General features: G+C 66.1%; 14 protein-coding genes and 3 rRNA genes. 5 read left to right on the top strand and 12 right to left on the bottom strand.

Features of this window, described 5'->3' with window-relative positions; translation table 11 throughout:
- Nucleotides 1–166 precede the first annotated feature (166 nt).
- The 3 genes from rrf to AB0P18_RS09155 form a co-directional block, all read right to left on the bottom strand.
- Nucleotides 167–283: ribosomal RNA gene (rrf, locus tag AB0P18_RS09165) — 5S ribosomal RNA — on the bottom strand.
- 101 nt (nucleotides 284–384) lie between these two features.
- Nucleotides 385–3,488: ribosomal RNA gene (locus AB0P18_RS09160) — 23S ribosomal RNA — on the bottom strand.
- Between the two features lie 405 nt (nucleotides 3,489–3,893).
- Nucleotides 3,894–5,415, bottom strand: a 16S ribosomal RNA gene (locus tag AB0P18_RS09155).
- The 16S, 23S and 5S rRNA genes sit together here, the layout of an rRNA operon.
- A 660-nt stretch (nucleotides 5,416–6,075) precedes the next feature.
- Here AB0P18_RS09155 and AB0P18_RS09150 point away from each other — a divergent pair.
- Nucleotides 6,076–7,467, top strand: a complete 1,392-nt coding sequence (locus AB0P18_RS09150; RefSeq protein ID WP_363359764.1) for a CoA transferase — start codon at nucleotides 6,076–6,078, stop codon at nucleotides 7,465–7,467.
- Here the strand turns inward: AB0P18_RS09150 and AB0P18_RS09145 are convergent.
- Together AB0P18_RS09145 and tyrS are read right to left on the bottom strand one after the other, a co-directional pair.
- Nucleotides 7,460–8,269 (bottom strand): DUF4184 family protein, encoded by an 810-nt coding sequence (locus AB0P18_RS09145; protein WP_363359763.1) that lies wholly within the window; start codon nucleotides 8,267–8,269, stop codon nucleotides 7,460–7,462. The genes AB0P18_RS09150 and AB0P18_RS09145 overlap by 8 nt on opposite strands.
- Nucleotides 8,270–8,279: 10 nt before the next feature.
- Nucleotides 8,280–9,581 carry a tyrosine--tRNA ligase gene (gene tyrS, locus AB0P18_RS09140; RefSeq protein ID WP_363359762.1) on the bottom strand — a complete coding sequence of 434 codons (1,302 nt, stop codon included), beginning with the start codon at nucleotides 9,579–9,581 and terminating at the stop codon, nucleotides 8,280–8,282.
- 169 nt (nucleotides 9,582–9,750) lie between these two features.
- Here tyrS and AB0P18_RS09135 point away from each other — a divergent pair, with 169 nt between their 5' ends.
- Genes AB0P18_RS09135 through AB0P18_RS09120 form a run of 4 tightly spaced genes read left to right on the top strand, consistent with a single transcriptional unit; the run spans nucleotide 9,751 to nucleotide 12,339 of the window.
- A complete protein-coding gene (locus AB0P18_RS09135; protein ID WP_344052985.1) occupies nucleotides 9,751–10,353 on the top strand; it encodes a DNA-binding protein in 603 nt (200 codons plus the stop codon).
- A 12-nt stretch (nucleotides 10,354–10,365) separates the two neighbouring features.
- Nucleotides 10,366–10,950: a hypothetical protein gene (locus AB0P18_RS09130; protein WP_363359761.1), complete on the top strand. Its 585-nt coding sequence runs from the start codon at nucleotides 10,366–10,368 to the stop codon at nucleotides 10,948–10,950.
- Nucleotides 10,947–11,525, top strand: a complete 579-nt coding sequence (locus tag AB0P18_RS09125) for a DUF1349 domain-containing protein (protein WP_344052983.1) — start codon at nucleotides 10,947–10,949, stop codon at nucleotides 11,523–11,525. Before AB0P18_RS09130 ends, AB0P18_RS09125 begins: the two co-directional genes overlap by 4 nt.
- On the top strand, nucleotides 11,509–12,339 hold the full coding sequence (locus AB0P18_RS09120) for a CHAD domain-containing protein (protein WP_363359760.1): 831 nt from the start codon (nucleotides 11,509–11,511) through the stop codon (nucleotides 12,337–12,339). Before AB0P18_RS09125 ends, AB0P18_RS09120 begins: the two co-directional genes overlap by 17 nt.
- A gap of 16 nt (nucleotides 12,340–12,355) precedes the next feature.
- Here AB0P18_RS09120 and argH read toward each other — a convergent pair whose 3' ends face one another.
- The 7 genes from argH to argC are packed head-to-tail and all read right to left on the bottom strand — an operon-like array spanning nucleotide 12,356 to nucleotide 20,137.
- Nucleotides 12,356–13,786 (bottom strand): argininosuccinate lyase, encoded by a 1,431-nt coding sequence (gene argH, locus AB0P18_RS09115; RefSeq protein WP_363359759.1) that lies wholly within the window; start codon nucleotides 13,784–13,786, stop codon nucleotides 12,356–12,358.
- Nucleotides 13,783–14,925, bottom strand: coding sequence for a heparan-alpha-glucosaminide N-acetyltransferase domain-containing protein (locus tag AB0P18_RS09110; protein WP_363359758.1), 1,143 nt, complete (start codon nucleotides 14,923–14,925; stop codon nucleotides 13,783–13,785). Before AB0P18_RS09110 ends, argH begins: the two co-directional genes overlap by 4 nt.
- Nucleotides 14,904–15,827 carry an ornithine carbamoyltransferase gene (gene argF, locus AB0P18_RS09105; protein ID WP_344052975.1) on the bottom strand — a complete coding sequence of 308 codons (924 nt, stop codon included), beginning with the start codon at nucleotides 15,825–15,827 and terminating at the stop codon, nucleotides 14,904–14,906. The genes AB0P18_RS09110 and argF overlap by 22 nt, the downstream gene beginning before the upstream one ends.
- Nucleotides 15,824–17,038: an acetylornithine transaminase gene (locus AB0P18_RS09100; RefSeq protein ID WP_363359757.1), complete on the bottom strand. Its 1,215-nt coding sequence runs from the start codon at nucleotides 17,036–17,038 to the stop codon at nucleotides 15,824–15,826. The genes argF and AB0P18_RS09100 overlap by 4 nt, the downstream gene beginning before the upstream one ends.
- On the bottom strand, nucleotides 17,035–17,940 hold the full coding sequence (gene argB / locus AB0P18_RS09095) for an acetylglutamate kinase (protein WP_344052971.1): 906 nt from the start codon (nucleotides 17,938–17,940) through the stop codon (nucleotides 17,035–17,037). Before argB ends, AB0P18_RS09100 begins: the two co-directional genes overlap by 4 nt.
- The gene (gene argJ, locus AB0P18_RS09090) at nucleotides 17,937–19,094 is read right to left on the bottom strand and encodes a bifunctional glutamate N-acetyltransferase/amino-acid acetyltransferase ArgJ (RefSeq protein WP_363359756.1); all 1,158 of its coding nucleotides are present in this window, start codon (nucleotides 19,092–19,094) and stop codon (nucleotides 17,937–17,939) included. Before argJ ends, argB begins: the two co-directional genes overlap by 4 nt.
- Nucleotides 19,091–20,137 (bottom strand): N-acetyl-gamma-glutamyl-phosphate reductase, encoded by a 1,047-nt coding sequence (gene argC / locus AB0P18_RS09085; RefSeq protein ID WP_363359755.1) that lies wholly within the window; start codon nucleotides 20,135–20,137, stop codon nucleotides 19,091–19,093. Before argC ends, argJ begins: the two co-directional genes overlap by 4 nt.
- Nucleotides 20,138–20,306: the final 169 nt, after the last annotated feature.

Raw genomic sequence — 20,306 nt, 5'->3', positions numbered from 1 at the left:
TTCGCGTACGGCTTCTTCTCGCCGTCCCGCTTCGCGTACGGCTTCTTCTCGCCGGCGTGGGCACGGCGCGGTGTCGGATCGTCGTCTGCCATGGTGTGATCCTCACGAAATCGGCGTGTTAACGAGAAAGGGCCACCCAACGATGGGTGGCCCTTTCACGAAAGAAGTCCGGCGGTGTCCTACTCTCCCACAGGGTCCCCCCTGCAGTACCATCGGCGCTGTGAGGCTTAGCTTCCGGGTTCGGAATGTAACCGGGCGTTTCCCTCACGCTATGGCCGCCGAAACACTATTGATGTTTCAAGTCTGCATAACAAAGTCATTGTCATGCGGTTCTCGACCGTACATCGAGAACCACTCAGTGGACGCAAGCACCAAAAACGGTGTGTTATCAAGTCATCGGCTTATTAGTACCAGTCAGCTACACGTGTTGCCACGCTTACACATCTGGCCTATCAACCCAGTAATCTGGCTGGGAGCCTCTCGCCCGAAGGCATGGAAATCTCATCTTGAGGCCGGCTTCCCGCTTAGATGCTTTCAGCGGTTATCCATCCCGAACGTAGCTAATCAGCGGTGCTCCTGGCGGAACAACTGACACACCAGAGGTTCGTCCAACCCGGTCCTCTCGTACTAGGGTCAGATCCTCTCAAATTTCCTGCGCGCGCAGCGGATAGGGACCGAACTGTCTCACGACGTTCTAAACCCAGCTCGCGTACCGCTTTAATGGGCGAACAGCCCAACCCTTGGGACCTACTCCAGCCCCAGGATGCGACGAGCCGACATCGAGGTGCCAAACCATGCCGTCGATATGGACTCTTGGGCAAGATCAGCCTGTTATCCCCGAGGTACCTTTTATCCGTTGAGCGACAGCGCTTCCACAAGCCACTGCCGGATCACTAGTCCCGACTTTCGTCCCTGCTCGACCTGTCAGTCTCACAGTCAAGCTCCCTTGTGCACTTACACTCGCCACCTGATTGCCAACCAGGTTGAGGGAACCTTTGGGCGCCTCCGTTACTTTTTGGGAGGCAACCGCCCCAGTTAAACTACCCATCAGGCACTGTCCCTGAACCGGATTACGGTTCTAAGTTAGATATCCAGAGTGACCAGAGTGGTATTTCAACAATGACTCCACATGAACTGGCGTCCATGCTTCAAAGTCTCCCACCTATCCTACACAAGCCACACCGAACACCAATACCAAACTATAGTAAAGGTCACGGGGTCTTTCCGTCCTGCTGCGCGTAACGAGCATCTTTACTCGTAATGCAATTTCGCCGAGTTCGCGGTTGAGACAGTTGGGAAGTCGTTACGCCATTCGTGCAGGTCGGAACTTACCCGACAAGGAATTTCGCTACCTTAGGATGGTTATAGTTACCACCGCCGTTTACTGGGGCTTAAATTCTCAGCTTCGCCTTGCGGCTAACCGGTCCTCTTAACCTTCCAGCACCGGGCAGGCGTCAGTCCGTATACATCGTCTTGCGACTTGGCACGGACCTGTGTTTTTAGTAAACAGTCGCTACCCACTAGTCTCTGCGGCCTCCAAACGCTTTCGGAGCAAGTCCTAATACGTCGAAGGCCCCCCTTCTCCCGAAGTTACGGGGGCATTTTGCCGAGTTCCTTAACCACGATTCTCTCGATCTCCTTGGTATTCTCTACCTGACCACCTGAGTCGGTTTGGGGTACGGGCAGCTAGAACCTCGCGTCGATGCTTTTCTTGGCAGCATAGGATCACCCACTTTTTATCCGCATCGTGTCTCAGCCTGTATGAGTGACGGATTTGCCTATCACTCGGCCTACGCACTTGCACCAGGACAACCATCGCCTGGCTTGGGCTACCTTCCTGCGTCACACCTGTTAATACGCTAACCGCCTCAGCATAGGGTCGTGTGCTAGGCCCGAAGCGTCACCCCGAAGGGATCGGTCATTGGGATTCAGACACTTAGCATTACTGGATTGGTTTGGGCGGTTCTTCGCCGGTACGGGAATATCAACCCGTTGTCCATCGACTACGCCTGTCGGCCTCGCCTTAGGTCCCGACTTACCCAGGGAAGATTAGCTTGACCCTGGAACCCTTGGTCTTTCGGAGGACGTGTTTCTCACACGTCTTTCGCTACTCATGCCTGCATTCTCACTCGTGTAGCCTCCACGGCTGGTTCACACCGCCGCTTCGCTGGCCACACGACGCTCTCCTACCCATCAACACGGCTGGACCACGAAGGCCTACCAATAATGTCAATGCCACAACTTCGGTGGCGTGCTTGAGCCCCGTTACATTGTCGGCGCGGAATCACTTGACCAGTGAGCTATTACGCACTCTTTCAAGGGTGGCTGCTTCTAAGCCAACCTCCTGGTTGTCAAGGCAACTCCACATCCTTTCCCACTTAGCACGCGCTTTGGGACCTTAGTTGGTGGTCTGGGTTGTTTCCCTCTCGACTATGAAGCTTATCCCCCACAGTCTCACTGCTGCGCTCTCACTTACCGGCATTCGGAGTTTGGCTGACGTCAGTAACCTTGTAGGGCCCATCGGCCATCCAGTAGCTCTACCTCCGGCAAGAAACACGCAACGCTGCACCTAAATGCATTTCGGAGAGAACCAGCTATCACGAAGTTTGATTGGCCTTTCACCCCTATCCACAGCTCATCCCCTCAGTTTTCAACCTAAGTGGGTTCGGTCCTCCACGACGTCTTACCGTCGCTTCAACCTGGCCATGGATAGATCACTTCGCTTCGGGTCTAGGACATGCGACTGAATCGCCCTATTCAGACTCGCTTTCGCTACGGCTACCCCACTCGGGTTAACCTCGCCACATATCGCTAACTCGCAGGCTCATTCTTCAAAAGGCACGCTGTCACCCCTACTAAGGAGGCTCCAACGGTTTGTAAGCAAACGGTTTCAGGTACTATTTCACTCCCCTCCCGGGGTACTTTTCACCTTTCCCTCACGGTACTTGTCCGCTATCGGTCATCTGGGAGTATTTAGGCTTATCAGGTGGTCCTGACAGATTCACACGGGATTTCTCGGGCCCCGTGCTACTTGGGATACTCTTCGCGCCAAGGGAGGCATTTCGACTACGGGGTTCGCACCCTCTATGACCTGGCTTTCAATCCAGTTCGTCTATACCTTCTTGTAACGCCGGCTGCTCGGCAGAGCAGCCTGAAAAGTCCCACAACCCCGAATACGCAACTCCTGCCGGATATCACACGTACTCGGTTTAGCCTGTTCCGGTTTCGCTCGCCACTACTAACGGAATCGCGGTTGCTTTCTCTTCCTGTGGGTACTGAGATGTTTCACTTCCCCACGTTCCCTCTACCCGCCCTATATATTCAGGCGGGAGTCACTGGGTCGGCACGCCGCCCAGCGGGGTTTCCCCATTCGGACACCCTCGGATCAAAGTGTGCTTATCCACTCCCCGAGGCTTATCGCAGATTGCTACGTCCTTCTTCGGCTCCAGATGCCAAGGCATCCACCGTTTGCTCTTAAAGACTTGAAATCACATGAGTTTTATCAGAATCGACATCGGACTCGAAAGTCCGACATGAAATTGACTAATGATCTTTAAGATCATCTATTACGAGACGACCGAAGTCGTCTCGAAGATGCTCGCGTCCACTGTGTAGTTCTCAAAGTACGGGCGGTACCTTCCCCGCTGCCGGCACTGCCGGCATCAGAAAAGGTCCTGAGGATGGGTTGCGCCGAAGCGCATCCGGTCCCTCAGGACCCAACAGCGTGCATGTGCGGTCTCTGATGAATCTCACCTTTCCAGCTGCAAGCAGCGTACTGAGTGAGGAACTTCGTCCTCCGCACCGTGTCAAATGTTCCACCCATGAGCTACCGGCTGAGACATTCGCTCAGATCCGGCGCCTGGACACTCCGAGGAGTGCCAGATGCTCCTTAGAAAGGAGGTGATCCAGCCGCACCTTCCGGTACGGCTACCTTGTTACGACTTAGTCCTAATTACCGATCCCACCTTCGACGGCTCCCTCCACAAGGGTTGGGCCACCGGCTTCAGGTGTTACCGACTTTCATGACTTGACGGGCGGTGTGTACAAGACCCGGGAACGTATTCACCGCAGCGTTGCTGATCTGCGATTACTAGCGACTCCGACTTCATGAGGTCGAGTTGCAGACCTCAATCCGAACTGGGACCGGCTTTTTGGGATTCGCTCCACCTTACGGTATTGCAGCCCTTTGTACCGGCCATTGTAGCATGCGTGAAGCCCAAGACATAAGGGGCATGATGATTTGACGTCATCCCCACCTTCCTCCGAGTTGACCCCGGCAGTATCCCATGAGTTCCCACCATTACGTGCTGGCAACATAGAACGAGGGTTGCGCTCGTTGCGGGACTTAACCCAACATCTCACGACACGAGCTGACGACAACCATGCACCACCTGTTTACGAGTGTCCAAAGAGTTGACCATTTCTGGCCCGTTCTCGTATATGTCAAGCCTTGGTAAGGTTCTTCGCGTTGCATCGAATTAATCCGCATGCTCCGCCGCTTGTGCGGGTCCCCGTCAATTCCTTTGAGTTTTAGCCTTGCGGCCGTACTCCCCAGGCGGGGAACTTAATGCGTTAGCTGCGTCACGGAATCCGTGGAATGGACCCCACAACTAGTTCCCAACGTTTACGGGGTGGACTACCAGGGTATCTAAGCCTGTTTGCTCCCCACCCTTTCGCTCCTCAGCGTCAGTTACGGCCCAGAGATCTGCCTTCGCCATCGGTGTTCCTCCTGATATCTGCGCATTCCACCGCTACACCAGGAATTCCAATCTCCCCTACCGCACTCTAGTCTGCCCGTACCCACTGCAGGCTGGGGGTTGAGCCCCCAGTTTTCACAGCAGACGCGACAAACCGCCTACGAGCTCTTTACGCCCAATAATTCCGGATAACGCTTGCACCCTACGTATTACCGCGGCTGCTGGCACGTAGTTAGCCGGTGCTTTTTCTGCAGGTACCGTCACTTCCGCTTCTTCCCTGCTAAAAGAGGTTTACAACCCGAAGGCCGTCGTCCCTCACGCGGCGTTGCTGCATCAGGCTTGCGCCCATTGTGCAATATTCCCCACTGCTGCCTCCCGTAGGAGTCTGGGCCGTGTCTCAGTCCCAGTGTGGCCGGTCACCCTCTCAGGCCGGCTACCCGTCGACGCCTTGGTGAGCCATTACCTCACCAACTAGCTGATAGGCCGCGAGCTCATCCCTGACCGAAGTTCTTTCCAGCTGCTGAAGATGCCTTCGCAGCTCGTATCCGGTATTAGACGCCGTTTCCAGCGCTTATCCCAGAGTCAGGGGCAGATTGCTCACGTGTTACTCACCCGTTCGCCACTGATCCAGAGAGCAAGCTCTCTTTCACCGTTCGACTTGCATGTGTTAAGCACGCCGCCAGCGTTCATCCTGAGCCAGGATCAAACTCTCCGTAAAAGAATTTTGCTGCGATGAGACCGGAATGGGTCGCACCGAGCGAGTTTGATCTGACGATCGGATGTCATTGCTGACATCTCGTTTAATCTCAAAAGAATCTCATCGGCCAGACGAGCTGACCGCGAGGTTTTTTGGCATTTGACAAGTGCACGCTGTTGAGTTCTCAAGGATCGGATGCTCCTGCTTCCAACCTCTCGGCTGGCCCGGCAGGGCAACTTCTCTATCTTACACTTCGCAGTTCGTCTGTCAAATCGGCATGTTCCGAAGTCGGAAGCAGCTGTCAGTGACGACATCTCACGAAGCTAGATCGGCGGCCCTGCGTCTCGGCGTGTGAGCCGGCCCGCTGGGCAACTTCTCTATCTTATCCCTCTCCGTCAGCGTGTCAAATCGGCTTCGTTCCGGACCTTTCGGCGTCGGCACGCAGCACTCTTCGCAGCTTCGAGGAGTGGGATCCCTCATCATAGACCCGGAGGTGAAGAGACTCAATGAGTCTCTCTGTGATGGGGGGTGGTTCTCCGCTTGAGGGGGGTAAGGCTTCTCGGCCTCTCCGCTTCCCTGTGGGGCGAACAAGTAACAAGTTACGTGGCCCCCGCACGTGTGGCAAATCCAGCCCGTATCCCGGGCGTGTCGCGCGGAATCCCGCGGGCGTAGCCTGCCGTCATGACTCCCGCTCCGCCCCAGCCGACTCCGTCCCACTCGGCGCAGGACATGTTCGCTCGAGTGCGTCGCGAACTCGGCGCGGACGCCGGCCCGTCCGATCCGCCACCCGCGCATGTCGTTCCCCTCCCGGCCCGCACGCGCGTCGACGCCCTCGCCTGGGCGAGTGTGACGGCGGCAGCCCGTGCGGCAGGCGATCTCGTCGGCGCGACGGTCGCTTCTCCGGACCCAGCGCGGATCGCGCTCGCTTTCACGAGCGAGCGCCACGTGCGTATCGACGACAGGGCCGTCTCGGTGTGGGCGGAGATGTCCGGCTTCTTCCGCACGCGCGACGGGTGGGTGCGCACGCACGCGAATTACGCGCATCACGCCGAGGCGCTCCGCCGAGCATTCGGTCTGCCCGCGACCGCGGGGCGCGCCGAACTCGCGGACGCACTCGGGGAACTCGCCACCGATGTCGCGGAGAGCGCAGCCGATGTCGCCGGCGGGCTGTGCGTCGCCGTCCGCGCGGAGGATCCGCATTCGGACGAGATCCGTCGCCGGGCCCCACTCGTGTCCTTGCGGCGCGTGACCGACTCGCCGCGTCTGCCGGCGCCGCCCGCCCCGGTAGGGGCGCCCCTGCGCGGCATCCGCGTGCTCGACCTCACGCGCGTGATCGCGGGGCCGATCGCCACGCGTACCCTCGCCCTCCTCGGGGCCGACGTGCTGCGGATCGACCCGCCCTTCCTTCCTGAAACGGAGTGGGTCCACCTCGACACCGGCCACGGCAAGCGATCCGCGCTGCTGGACATGCGATCGACATCGGGCCGCGGGACGCTCGAGCGTCTTCTCGCCTCTGCGGACGTCGTCGTCACGGGGTACCGTGCGCGCTCGCTCGAGCGTCTCGGGTGGGATCCGCCGGCTCTCGTCGCACGTCATCCCGGTCTTGTCGTGGCGCGCCTGACCGCGTGGGGCACCGATGAATCGGGCGTGGACGATCGAGCGGCGGATCGCCGTGGATTCGACAGCCTCGTCCAGGCGGCGAGCGGGATCGCCTGGATCGAGTCGGCGGACGGCGACACTCCCGGTGCGCTGCCCGCGCAGGCACTGGACCACAGCGCGGCGTACCTGCTCGCCGCCGGCATCCTGACGGCGTTGCGTCGGCGTCGCACCGAGGGCGGCGGGTGGATCGTCGAGGTCTCTCTTCGGCGGGTCGCCGCCGAGCTGCTCGGGATGCCGCGCGAGCCCGTCCCGCCCGAGGTTTCGGCGCCCGATCCTGCGCCGCACCTGCAGCGGTTCGACCTCGACGGGATGTCGGTGACCACGGTCGGCCCCGCTGTGTCGTATCCGGGTGGACCCGAGCGCTTCGCGTCGCCGCGCCGCTGGGGGCGGGACGCGCCCGAGTGGTCTAGCTGACTCGCGTGCGACGATCCTGCCGCGACCGCAGGACCTGCACGGCGACCGCGAGCACGACCGTCGCCGCGCCCCACACCGCGCACGCCGGCGGAAGCACCCGGTAGGCCAGGTGCGCGAGCGTCCATTCGGCGGTGATCGGTCCGTAGACGGCGAGCCCGATCAACCATGCCGCGCCGAGGATCACCGGAAGGCCGGCGAGCCAGCCGATGCGCACGGCTGCCGGGAGGACGGCCTCAGGTTCGACGGTCGCCGGGCGACGGCGCAGCCAGAACACGGCCCACACCCCGAGGATGAGCAGACCGCCCGCGGAAGACCCGTGCTGGAGCCACTTGTATCCGGTGAGCGGACCCCATTGCTCGTCGAGAGCGGGCACCAGAAGCACGCCCCACCGGCCCTCGTGGGTGAACACGTCCCACGCGATGTGGCTGAGCACGCCGATCGCGAGAGAGGCCACGAGGAGCAGGATGCCGCGCCACCGCGACCCGGCCGCGTCGAAGGTCTCACGCAGCGCCGGGCCGGCTCCCGCGTCCCACTCCCCCGGCAGTCGACGCGCGAGCGGACCCGGCGCGAGTTCGCGCACCGCCGGTCTCAGGACGCACCGCCAGATCAGCAGGAGGACGAGCGCGAGGAGCAGCGTCGCGGGAAGCCACGCCGGGTCGTGCGTGATGCCGTAGGACAGCGGGAGCGCGCGCACGAACAGCGGGGCGTCCGGCGTCATCGCGCCGATCGCGACCGCCGCCGGAACGAGCGGTGTCCGCACGAACGGCAGCGCGACGACGGCATGGCTGGGCGTGAAGGGCATCCGCAGGTGGTCAGTCGCCGGCGAAGACGCCCGCGAGCGTCTTCTTCCCGCGCCGGAGCACCGACACGCCCCCCGGGAGCGATCCGTCCACGGTCGCGGTGTCATCGTCGACCTTGACGCCGTCGATCGAGACTCCCCCCTGCGCGATCGCGCGCCTGGCTTCGCTCAGGCTGGCCACCAGACCGGTCTCCACCAGGGCGGTCGCGATCGGTGTGCCCGCGGGCAGCTTCGCGTGCGGGAGCTCGCGCAGTGCGCTGGCCAAGGCCGCGGCATCCAACGAACGGAGATCTCCCTGGCCGAAGAGGGCCTCAGAGGCGGCGATCGCGGCGGCGGCAGCGGCTTCGCCGTGCACGAGAGCGGTCACCTCGAGCGCCACGCGCTTCTGACCGATGCGCCGGAACGGCTCGGCGGCGTGTGCGGCCGCGACCTCCTCGATCTCGGCGCGTGTGAGGAACGTGAAGACCTTCAGGCGATCGGCGACGTCCGCATCGTCGGTGTTGAGCCAGAACTGGTACATCGCGTACGGGCTGGTCAGCACGGGATCCAGCCAGATCGCGTTGCCCTCGCTCTTGCCGAACTTGCGGCCGTCGCTGTTGGTGATCAGCGGAGTGCCGATCGCGTGGACGCTCGTGCCTTCGGCGCGATGGATCAGGTCGACACCGCTGGTGAGATTGCCCCACTGGTCGCTGCCCCCGGTCTGCAGGACGCAGCCGTACTGCAGGTAGAGCTCCCGGTAGTCCAGGCCCTGCAGGATCTGATAGCTGAACTCGGTGTAGCTGATGCCCTCATCCGAGTTCAGGCGCGCGCTGACGGCATCCTTCTTGAGCATCGTGCCCACGCGGTAGTGCTTGCCGATATCACGCAGGAAGTCGATCGCACTGAGCGGAGCGGTCCAGTCGAGATTGTTGACGATGCGGGCGCCGTTGTCGCCGTCGAAGCTCAGGAAGCGCTCGATCTGAGTGCGGAGGTAGCCGACCCACTCCGCGACGGTCTCCTTGGTGTTCAGCGTCCGCTCCGCGGACGGCCGCGGGTCCCCCACGAGTCCGGTCGATCCGCCCACGAGGCCGAGGGGTCGGTGGCCGGCGAGCTGGATGCGGCGCATCGTGAGCAGCTGGACGAGGTTCCCGAGGTGCAGGCTCGGTGCGGTGGGGTCGAATCCGCAGTAGTAGACGATCGGCGGTCCGGCGAGGAGTTCGCGCAGTGCTGCCTGGTCGGTCGAGACGTGGACGAGACCGCGCCAGACCAGCTCGTCCCAGACGTTCTCGAACGACGGATCGATGGCGGGCGCGCTCGGGTTCAGAGCGGAAGACACGCGTTCGAGGCTATCAGCGCCGTCTGTCCGCCCGATCCGAGCCTGACGGCTTACCCGGCATGTGATGATGCCTGGAGACTTCAGTCCTCGGGTGTCGACGATCCATATGCTTTCACGCTTAATCGTGCGATGATTAAGCCTGAAGGCAAACCCAGGTGAGGAGGCTCAGATGATCGTCATCACCGCCGATCAGCGCGGCAGCCGCTCGAGTGAAGACCTCGTGCCCGCGGCCCTGCAGCAGATCTCGATCATCGGAGGCGATCGCCTTCCGTTCGCCCCCGACCGCAACGCCGGGGACGAGATCCAGGTGGCCACGGAAGACGGGCGCACGGCGCTGGAGATCATCCTGCACCTCGTGCGCACCGAGGAGTGGGCCGTCGGTGTCGGCGTCGGCGGCATGGAGGAGGAGCGGGGCACGGAGATCAGGGCGGCCCGCGGAGAGGCGTTCATCCACGCCCGTGCCGCGGTCGAACGGGCGAAGGCCGCGCCGAGCCGCTTCGCGCTGGTCGGCGCGGAGCCCTCCGCGGCGGAAGACGCGGAGGCGCTGATCCGGCTCCTGCTCGAGCTGCGCTCCAGGCGCACCGGCCCGGGCTGGGAGGTCTTCGATCATCTGGCGGCAGGCGAGAGCCAGAAGGACATCGCGGCGCGGCTCGGTATCAGCGAGACCGCCGTCAGTCTGCGTGCGCGGGCCGCCGGCCTCCGGGCCGACGAGGCTGCGGTGCCGGCGCTCGCCCGGGTGCTGGATCGCCTCAACGGCGTCGGACGCCCGTGAAAGACTGACCGCATGCCCGCCATCGTCGCCGCCGTGCTGTCGATCTTCCTGTTCTTCGCCCTGTGCGGTGCACTCGTCCTGATCATCATCAGTCTGCGAAAGCCCACCACCGTGCCCCTCGCCGTCGCGGGCGGACTCGTCGTGCTCTCGCTGATCGTCGTCGTGGTCGCACCGGTCGACGTGCCGCTCATCATGGGGCTCATCATCGCGATCCTCGGCACGGCCGTGGCCGTCCTCGGCGGAAACCCCGTCACCCGACGCGTCCTCGAGATCGCGACCCACGGGCGGGTGAAGGACGGAGCGAACGGCGGCATCCTCCTGGATGCCGAGGCCGCAGGAGTCCGCGACGACGACGAGCGCCCGACCGAAGTGCTGCGCGGCGGCACGACCATCGGATACCTGGAGCGGCTCGCCGTCGTCGTCGCCATCATCGCGGGCTACCCCGAGGCCATCGCGATCGTCGTCGCGATCAAGGGCGTCGGCCGGTTCTCCGAACTCGCCGCCGCCGAAGCCCGGGAGCGGTTCATCATCGGCACGCTCTCGAGCCTGTTGTGGGCCTGCATCGTGGGCGCCCTCGTGCGATCGGCGATCTGGTGAACGCGGTCCCCTGGTCGGCGGGCCGCTGGACGCACGACCCCGAACTCGTCGACCTGTCCGACGAGACGCTCACGGCGATCGCAGCCGAGGGTAGCGACGCCTGGCGCGAGACCGCCTACGGCTTCGTGCATGCGAACGAGCACGCGCTCCTCGCACCGCTGACCGTCGGCGAGTCCATGCAGGTCGAGTTCGAGGCGAAGTGGACCGGCGAGTTCGATCAGGCCGGCATCTTCGTGCGGATCGACGACATGCGTTGGGTGAAAGCCGGCCTCGAATTCGCCGATGGGCACCTCGGGCTCGGAGCCGTGGTGACCGACGGCCGGTCCGACTGGTCGGTGGGTCGTGTCGATGAGTGGAGCACGGCATCCGTCTCGGTTCGCGTGAGCCGCTGGCCGGACTCCCTCATCGTGCGCGCTCGCGCGGGGGGCGAGCCGTGGCGACTCGTCCGCGTCGCGCCGTTCGACGGCGCGGCGGACGCGAGCGCCGGGCCGTACCTGTGCGCGCCGACGCGCGCGGGATTCGCCGTCACCTTCCGTTCATGGACGCGCGGCGACGCGGATGACTCCATCCACTGACACGGAGGGCACGCTGGGCGCGCTCGTGCAGGACTACGTCGCCGTGCAGTGCCGCGTGATCCTCGAGTCGCGTCTTCGCCTCGAGCAGCGGGACGAGGATGCCGTGCATCCCGCGCGGGTGGCGATCCGGCGCCTGCGCGCGACGCTGCACACCTTCGCTGCCGTGTACCGTCGCGTCGACCGCGAGGCCTTCGCCCAGGAGCTCGCCTGGCTCGGGCAGCTGCTCGGAGAGGTCCGTGACCTCCAGGTGCTCGCGGAGCGCTTCGCGGCGGACGAGCGCGTCCCCGCCGTCGTGGACGATGTGCTCGCAACGGTGTTCGCCCGGCGTCGGCGCGACGCCTGGGCGGCCGCGGTGACCGGGACGACGAGCGCCCGCGGAGTCGCCGTGTTCGCCGTGGTGCAGCGCTGGCTGTCCGATCCCCCGGCTCGACGGGCGGCGGGACGCGACGCGGACGCCGCCCACGCCTTGGTTGACGAGGCGCGGGCCGAGGCGTCGCGGCGACTGCGGCGCGCTCGCAAGGCCCGGACCGACACGCGCGTGCACGCTGCACGCAAAGCCGTCAAGCGGCACCGCTACGCCGTCGAGCTCGCGCGCCCCGTCCTGGGTGCGGGTGTCCAGACGACGATCGCCGAACGGGAGGCACTGCAGGATGCGCTCGGCGCCCATCAGGACGCGGTCGTGGCAGCCGCGTTCCTCCGCTCGATCGACACCGCCGCGATGGACCCGCACACCGTCGAAGCGGTGCGGGCGCTCGTCCGCCGGATGGAACACACCGCCGCCGACCTGGACGGCATCTGGGCGCAGCTCGACTGAGCGCGCGGGCGCGTGGTCAGAGACCGAGCGCGTGCGCGGCAGCCTGCGCGCGCGCAACGAGCTCGCTGCGCTGCTCGGCGACCCGCACGGGAGCTGTCCCGCCCGCGCCGTCACGGCTGGCGACGGAGCCCGCGACGCTCAGAACCTCTCGGACGGCGGGATCCAGATGCGGCGAGATCTGCGTGAGCGTCGCATCGTCGATCTCGTGCAGCTCGATGCCGCGCTGCTCGCACACTTTCACAAGCGCACCCGAGATCTCATGGGCGTCCCGGAAAGGCACGCCGCGCTTGACGAGCCACTCCGCGACATCCGTGGCCAGCGAGAAGCCCTGCGGGGCGAGCTGGGCCATCCGCTCGGTGTGGAACCGCAGCGTCGCGATCATCCCGGCGAACGCGGGGAGAACGAGCTCGAGCGTGCGCACCGAGTCGAACACCGGCTCCTTGTCCTCCTGGAGGTCGCGGTTGTAGGCCAACGGCAGCCCCTTGAGCGTCGCCATCAGCCCGCTGAGGTTTCCGATCAGCCGCCCGGACTTGCCGCGCGCGAGCTCGGCGATGTCGGGATTCTTCTTCTGCGGCATGATGCTGGACCCGGTCGAATAGGCGTCGTCGAGCGTCACGAAGCCGAACTCGCGCGTGTTCCAGATGATGATCTCCTCCGCGAGCCGGGAGAGGTCCACGCCGATCATCGCCGCCACGAACGCGAATTCCGCGACGACGTCGCGGGCGGCCGTGCCGTCCAGCGAGTTCTCGGCCGGGCGCGCCAGACCGAGTTCGCCCGCGACCAGCTGCGGATCCAGACCCAGCGTCGAGCCGGCGAGCGCCCCTCCGCCGTACGGCGAGACCGACGCACGCACCGACCAGTCCCGGAAGCGCTCGAGATCGCGGACGAGGGGCCACGCGTGCGCCTGCAGATGGTGCGCGAGCAGAACGGGCTGCGCATGCTGCAGGTGCGTGCGCCCCGGCATGATCGCATCAGGGTGCGCCTCGGCCTGCGCGACGAGGGCGTCCACGACGCGGAGGATCTCACGGGCGATCGTCCGGGCGTGGTCGAGCAGGTACATGCGCACGAGCGTGGCGATCTGGTCGTTGCGGCTGCGGCCCGCGCGCAGCTTTCCGCCGAGCTCGGGACCGACCTCGGCGATGAGCGCCTGCTCGAGGGCTCCGTGCACGTCTTCGTCCGCCGGCCGTGCCCGCAGGCTCCCGTCCTGCACACGGCGCGCGAGCGCGTCCAGCCCCGCGTGCATCGCTGCTTCCTCGTCCGCCGTGAGGTAGCCGGCCGCGGCGAGCGCCTTGGCGTGCGCATGCGACCCGGCCAGGTCGTACAGGGCGAGATCCCAGTCGAAGTGTGTGGATCTGCTCAGCTCCGCGAGCTCCGGCGACGGGCCGGAGGCGAAGCGCGCACCCCAGAGGGCGCCCTCGTTCGTGCCGTCGCGCTTGATTCCGCTCATCCGCTCAGCCTATCCGCGTCGCGCGGCGCGCCTCGTCCGACCGCACGGGCGGCGCGGTCGAGGGCCCATTCGAGCGGCCCGCGCCCGACGAGGAGGGCCCACATCGTGCAGCCGAGCACCAGGCCGAGCGTCATCGGCCAGAACGGCTCGAGATCTCGGAAGCCTCGCAGATCACCCGCACTGCCGAGCACGGTCGTGGCGACGACCGCCCAGACGACGAGCTGGACCACGTAGGCGGTGAGGGGCATCGCGCCCACGGCGCGCAGCGGGAGCACGATCCACGTGACGACGGTGCGGCATGCGAGCAGGCACGCACCCAGCACCGCGAGCGCGAACCCACCCGATCCGATGACTTCCCACAGACCCGTCGAGTGGGGTTCCGCGGTCCACAGCGCCGCCCAGAAGGAGGACGCTCCGGATGCCGGACCCACGCCGTTCAGCGCATCCGCGCCGTACCCGAGCACCGCGAGCGCGGCACCGTACCCGAGCAGGCGCACCTGCACCGCCGGCCGGCCGGCCCCCGCCCGTGCGACGCCGAGGCCGGCCGCGACGAAGGCGATCCACACCGGGAACGGGTAGTGCCAGCCGATCAACGGGGACACGATCTGCCCGGCGGCCGTGCTCCACACCGGCGCGGCGTCCAGGCCGACCTGCACCACCGGCATCACGAGCGCGAGCCCGCCCGCGATCATGAGGAGCGGCTTCGCCCCGAGACCGGTGAGCGGGAGGGCGAGGAGGAACAGGATCGCGTAGGCGGGGAGGATGACGTAGACCGGGACTCCGGTGGCGATCAGCGCGAGCCCGATGAGCCAGAGGAGCCCGGCGCGGACCGCCAGGCGCATGCGGGCGGTGTGCATGGCACCCGCCTCCAGCGGCGTGCGACCGCCCGTCACGAGACCGATCGACACTCCGGCGAGGGTCGCGAACAGGATGGACGACCTGCCCTCGACCACGGCGACCCAGGTCGCGGCATCCGCAATGTCGAGATCGTCGATCCACAGGACATGCGCGGCGATCATCCCGATGACCGCGAGGCCGCGCGCGAGGTCGACCCCCGCGACGCGTCGCGGTCCGTTCAGCCGCGTCCATCGGGACGCGAGCCAGCCGGCAGGTGCGTTCAGCTCTGGCGCAGAAGCCACACCAAGAGCGCCTTCTGCGCATGCAGCCGGTTCTCGGCCTCGTCCCACACGACGCTCTGCGGACCGTCGATCACCTCCGCGTCCACCTCGTATCCGCGGTCGGCGGGCAGGCAGTGGATGAAGATCGCGTCGGGGCGCGCGAGCGACATGAGCTCGTTCGTGACCTTGTACTGGCTGAGGTCGCGCAGGCGCGCGAGCTTCTCCTCCTCCTTGCCCATGGACACCCACGTGTCGGTGACGATGACATCCGCTCCCGCGGCCGCCTCGTTGGGGTCGGTGAACAGGGTGAGCGAGCCGCCCGTCTCGGCCGCACGGCGGTCGGCGTCCGCGACGACGTCCTCGCGGGGCGCGTAGGACTCCGGCGAGGAGACCCGGACGTGCATTCCCGCCGTGACGCCGGCGAGCATGTACGAGTGGGCCATGTTCGAGCGGCCATCTCCGAAGAAGGCGAGCGTGAGTCCTCGCAGCTCGCCCTTGTGCTCGCGGATCGTGAGCAGGTCGGCGAGCAGCTGGCACGGGTGGAAATCGTCGCTGAGCGCGTTGACGACCGGCACTGTCGTGCCGCGCGCCATCTCCTCGAGACCCGCTTGCGCATACGTGCGCCAGACGATCGCCGCGACCTGACGCTCGAGCACGCGAGCGGTGTCCGAGGGGGTCTCCTTGCCGCCGAGCTGCGAATTGGCGGTCGAGATGATCAGCGGTGAGCCGCCGAGATCGGCGATGCCGACCGCGAAGGACACGCGCGTGCGTGTGGACGACTTGTCGAAGATCACCGCGACCGTCTGCGGCCCCTCCAGAGGCTTCAGCTTCCAGCGGTCCTTCTTCAGCGCGACGGCGAGATCGAGGATCTCCCCCTGCTCGGCGGCGGTCAGATCGTCGTCGCGCAACAGGTGACGGGTCATGCGGAGGCCTCCTCGAGCACGAGCGCGTCCTCGACGGTGCGCAGTGCGGCGGTGAACAGCTGGACGAACTCGTCGATCTCCACGTCGCCGATGTTCAGCGCCGGCACCAAGCGGATCGTGGAGTCGTTCGGGGCGTTGATGATGAGCCCGTGCTCCTGCGCCGCGGCGACGACGGCTTTGGCGACGGGATGCCGCAGCCCGACGCCGATGAGGAGACCCCGGCCGCGGCATCCCTCGACGAGTGCACTCTCGAGCCCGGTGATCGCCGTCCGCAGCTGGCGTCCACGCTCTGCCGCGTTGCCGACGAGCCCCTCGGCCTCGATCTCGGCGAGCACCGCCGAGGACACGGCGGTGCCGAGCGCATTGCCGCCGAACGTGGACCCGTGGGTCCCGGGGTAGAACAGCTCGCTCGCCGCGCCGAACGTGATGAGCGCGCCGATCGGAAATCCCCCGCCGATGCCCTTGGCGACGGTGATCGCGTCCGGGGTGATCCCGGCGTGCTGGAAGGCGAACCACTCGCCCGTGCGGCCGGCGCCGGTCTGGATCTCGTCCACGATCAGCAGCGCACCGTGGCGCGCAGTGATCTCGCGCGCGGCCCGCAGGTATCCCTCGGGCAGGTCGATCACACCCGCTTCGCCCTTGATGGGTTCCACGAACAGCGCCGCGACACGGTCATCCATCGTCGCCTCGAGGGCGTCGATCGTCGTGTCGATGAATTCGACGCCCGGCACCATCGGAAGGAACGGCTGCTGCATGTAGGGCTTGCCGGTCAGCGCGAGCGTGCCCATCGTGCGCCCGTGGAACGCGTCCGTGAGTGCGAGGATGCGCGGACGCTCCTTCTCGCCGGTCGAGCCGTGCAGGCGCGCGAGCTTGAAGGCCGCCTCGTTGGCCTCGGCCCCGGAGTTGCCGAAGTAGACCCGACCCGACTCCCCCGTTCCGGCCAGGCGCTTCAGGCGTGCGGCCAGCTCGAGCTGCGGCGGCGTCGCGAAGTAGTTCGACACGTGCGCGAGGGTGGCCGCCTGCGTGGCCACTGCGTCGACGAACACCGGGTGCGCGTGGCCGAGCGAGTTCACCGCGATGCCGGCGAGGAAGTCGAGGTAGCGTCGGCCGTCGGCGTCCCACAGGTAGGCACCCTCGCCCCGGACGAACATCGCCATCCGGTCGCCGAAGGTGCGCAGCAGATCGCGTCCCGCGTCGTCTTGCCAGCTCATCCGAGCACCACTTCCGTTCCGATTCCCTTGCTCGTGAAGATCTCGACGAGCACCGAGTGCGGCACCCGCCCGTCGATGATCGCGGCGGTCTCCACGCCGCCTTCGACCGCATCCAGACACGCCTGCATCTTCGGGATCATCCCCGATTCCAGGCGGGGCAGCATCTCCCGCAGCTCCGGCGCGCTCAAGTGGGAGACGAGCGACTCGCGGTTCGGCCAGTCGGCGTAGAGACCCGCGACGTCGGTGAGCACGACGAGCTTCGCCGCGCCCAGAGCAACGGCGAGCGCCGCGGCCGCGGCATCCGCGTTCACATTGAGCGAATGCCCGGGGTGATCCAGGTCCGGCGCGATGCTGGACACCACAGGGATGCGCCCGGCGGCCAATTGGTCGAGAACCGGTTGCGGATCCACCGCGACGACGTCGCCGACGCGCCCGAGGTCGTGCTCGACGCCGTTCACGATGACGCCGCGCCGACGTCCGCCGAACAGGCCCGCGTCCTCCCCGGACAGGCCTGTGGCATGCGGCCCGTGCGCGTTGATCTTCGCCACGAGCTGTGGGTTGATCTGACCGGTCAGCACCATGCGGACGACGCTGATCGCCTCGGTGCTGGTGACCCGGTACCCACCCTTGAACTCGCTCGGGATCGCGAGGCGGTCCAGCATCGAGGAGATCTGCGGGCCGCCGCCGTGCACCACGACGGGCTTGACGCCGACGTAGCGCAGGTAGGCGATGTCCGCGGCGAACGCGTCTTGCAGTTCGTCGCTCACCATGGCGTTGCCGCCGTACTTGATGACGACGATCTGATCGCTGAAGCGCTGCAGCCACGGCAGCGATTCGATCAGCGTGGCGGCCTTGCGGCTCGCCTCGGCGGGGTCGGTGTCCTGCAGGTCGATCTCGGTCATGTCGCGTACGCGCTGTTCTCGTGGACGTAGTCGTGGGTGAGGTCGTTCGTGAGGATCGTCGCGTGCGACCGCCCCACCCGCAGGTCGATGCGCAGGTGCGTGGCGCGCGGTGTCAGGTCGACCTCGTCGCGGGAGGCGTCGGGACCGCCCTGACTGCAGACCCGCACACCGTTCATGAAGACGTCGACGTCGTACGGGTCGAATTCGGCGTCGGTCGTGCCGATCGCGGCGAGGACCCTGCCCCAGTTGGGGTCGTTGCCGAAGATCGCGGCCTTGAAGAGGTTGTTGCGCGCGACCGAGCGGCCGACCTCGACCGCGTCCTCTTCGGACGCTGCACCCACGACCTCGATCGTGATGTCGTGGCTGGCGCCCTCGGCGTCACCCTGGAGCTGACGGGCGAGATCCGTGCAGAGTTCGGTGAGCGCGCCCCGGAACCCGTCGGGATCCGGCGTGACGCCCGAGGCGCCGCTCACCATGAGGGTCACCTGGTCGTTCGTGGACATGCAGCCGTCGGAGTCGAGGCGATCGAAACTGACACGCGTCGCCGCCCGCAGGTGCGCATCCGCCTCCTCGGAGGTGAGCACCGCGTCGGTCGTGATGACCACGAGCATCGTCGCGAGCCCGGGGGCCAGCATCCCTGCACCCTTCGCCATGCCCCCGATGCTCCAGCCGTCCCGGCGGACGACAGCGCGCTTCGGCTTCGAGTCGGTCGTCATGATCGCCAGCGACGCCGCCTCCCCACCGTCCGAGCTCAGTTCGGCGATGCCCTGCTCGGTGCCGGCGAGCACCTTTCCCCGAAACACCTCGTCCCCCGTGCCGATCAGTCCTGTCGAGCACACCAGCACGTCACTCGCTCCTACGCCGAGCAGAGCGGCCGCCTTCTCGGCGGTCTGGTGCGTCGTCTGGAAGCCGAAGGACCCGGTGAAGCAGTTCGCGCCCCCGGAGTTCAGCACGATCGCCTCGACGATGCCGTCCCGGATCACCTGCTCGGACCACAGGATCGGATTGGCCTTCGCGCGGTTCGTCGTGAACACCGCGGCGCCGACCTTCAACGGTCCGCGGTTCACCACGACGGCCACGTCCGGATTGCCGGAGGACTTGAGGCCGACCGCGACGCCCGCCGCCTCGAAACCCTGTGCTGCGGTCACGCTCACGGGGCGACTCCGTTCACGCTCAGCGCGGTGCCCTCGGCGAGCCCCAGCGCGATGTTCATGGATTGGATCGCGGCGCCCGCGGTGCCCTTCACGAGGTTGTCCACCGCGGCGACGACCACGACCCGGTTCGCATCGCGGTCGATCGCGAGTCCGATCAGTGCGGTGTTCGCCCCGACCACATCGGCGGTGCGGGGGAACTCGCCCGCCGGCAGGAGCTGCACGAACGTCTCGTCCGCGTACGCGGACTCCCAGGCACCCCGGATCTCGGCATCCGTGGCCCCCTCGGCGATCGGGGCAGAACTGGTCGCGAGGATGCCGCGGGCCATCGGCACGAGCACCGGAGTGAACGAGATGCGGATCTGCCCGGTCGCGCCGGCGCCGATGAGTGCCTGCCGGATCTCGGGGATGTGCCGGTGGGTGCCCCCGACGGCGTAGGGATTGGCGCTGCCCAGGATCTCGCTTGCGAGGAGGTTCGTCTTCAGACTCTTCCCGGCACCGCTCGGACCCACCGCGAGGACCGAGACGATGTCGGAGGTGTCGATCACGCCGGCGGCGACGCCGGGCGCGAGGCTGAGACTCACCGTGCTCGCGTTGCAGCCGGGCGCTGCGATGCGGTTCGCGCCGACGAGCCGCGAGCGCTGCTTGGTCCCGCCGACGAGGAGTTCGGGAACGCCGTACGTCCACGGATCGTGGAACTCACCGCCGTAGAACCGCGCCCACTGCTCGGCGGAGTCCAGCCGGTGATCGGCGCCCGCGTCGATCACGAGCGGAGTGTCCGCGAGCGCCTCGGTGTACTGACCGGACTGTCCATGCGGCAGCGCCAGGAAGACGATGTCGTGCCCGGCGAGCACGTCGGGGGTCGACGGTTCAAGCGTCAGGTGCGCGAGCGAGCGCAGGTGCGGCTGATGGGCGATGAGGGGCTGTCCCGCGTTCGAATGCGCGGTCACGGTGCGGATCTCGACGTCGGGATGTGCGGCGAGGATCCTCAGGATCTCGCCGCCCGCATAGCCGGATGCGCCGGAGACGGCGACCGAATATGTCATGGATTCCACCTTAGAGTCTGGGGTCATGGGCTGCGGACGGCGACGCCTGCAGCTCCCCGGATCCGAGGTGCGCGACGTCGCCTAGAGTCGGCGGCTGCCCAGACGTCGGCGCGCGGGAGCGACGCTCGGAGCGAGCGTGGCGAGGAGGGGCGCGGCCGAAGGCATGCGC

The organism is Microbacterium sp. NPDC064584 (genome assembly GCF_040687315.1).
Classification (GTDB): Bacteria; Actinomycetota; Actinomycetes; order Actinomycetales; family Microbacteriaceae; genus Microbacterium; species Microbacterium lacus.
The sequence above is the reverse complement of the archived record's forward strand: the minus strand, read 5'-3'. Positions and strand labels throughout refer to the sequence as shown.